This is a genomic window from Planococcus sp. CAU13, from assembly GCF_000775575.1.
In the GTDB taxonomy this organism is placed as follows: Bacteria; Bacillota; Bacilli; order Bacillales_A; family Planococcaceae; genus Planococcus.
On sequence record NZ_JRGN01000300.1, the window covers coordinates 1 to 1,214 of the forward strand.

At 36.7% G+C, this 1,214-nt stretch carries 1 protein-coding gene; it reads right to left on the bottom strand.

The genetic code is table 11. The features are described 5' to 3' along the window. Positions 1–67: 67 nt before the first annotated feature. Positions 68–967 (bottom strand): nuclease-related domain-containing protein, encoded by a 900-nt coding sequence (locus KW93_RS13690; RefSeq protein WP_152602464.1) that lies wholly within the window; start codon positions 965–967, stop codon positions 68–70. Between the last annotated feature and the right edge of the window lie 247 nt (positions 968–1,214).

Genomic DNA, 1,214 nt, shown 5'->3' on the forward strand with positions numbered 1-1,214 from the left:
TTCTGCGTTCAGGGAGTTTTATCTGCGTTCGTTCCATTTTGAACGAAAACATTGAAAATTTATCACACTAGTTTTTCAAAAAATATTTTCTGCCTTTAGAATTTCCGGTTGCATCCATTTCACATTCGATCAGCAACCGAGTTGCGACTGGCTGAGATTCAATTTTACAAAAAGAGCGAAATTGCCGATTCGTCATCGTGGTGCCGACTAAAGAAAAAAATTCCTGAATTGCCATTTTGTGCGCATTTCGGTTTCGAAGGCCACATTGATCGCATAGCCAACTCCTTTTATTCCGGTGCATCGAGTGGCATTTGCATTCCTGACAATAGACGCCATATTCCAGATCTTCAATATTGAGATGATAGTACTCGCATAACGGAACCCTTTCATAAGGCAACTGATTAGTTTCGATTGTCTTTTTAATTTTAATTAACTTTGGAATTTCAGCTTTTGGGGGATGTAGTTGAAGTATTTTATGAAGATAATCATTAAGCTGATATGTTTTGCAGACATATACATTTTTGGGCTTAGAAATAAATTCGCATTGTTTCGAGGTAAAAACAATTAGTCCATTAACAGGCAGATTTATTTTTCTTAGATTTAACCAGATAGTCAAGAAGTGAATCTCTTTTTTCAACTGAATTACCGGGTCATCGAAAACATCCTTCATATCATCTTTGTTGTATCTAAAAAATTCACCTGTTTCTTCTTTAAAATGGATTTTGCCGCTGATATTTTTTGATTCTACAATAACAGCGCAACTTTCCGTCAGCAGGATGAAATCAAATTGTACTCTCCAATCTTTGATCCTTAAACTGATATTCCTGAGTAAATGGTACTCCTCATCCAGGTAAAACTCCTTAAATTTCTTTTCCACCCTGTCTTCGCCATTTTTTCCAGCAACGGACCTGTGAAGTTCCACTTCCAGGAACTTGCGGTAGGAGTGATTTGCAGGTAGTCGGCGCAATAAACTCTTTAATGCCTCCTGTTCAGATAATAAACCCAATTCACTTTTTATGAATGTTCACCTCTTCCTTTATAACTGATTGAATTATAGCACTATTCAATAATTAGGAACTTAATTTAAATGGGTCACTGAAAATATTCTTTTTTATTCAGCTATTTCCCTGGTGCAACCTCGAATGGATGCTTTTCGCGGGCGAAAATCGGGAGTGCGGAACCGATTCATTGTTTTATCTGCGTTTGAGAATTTA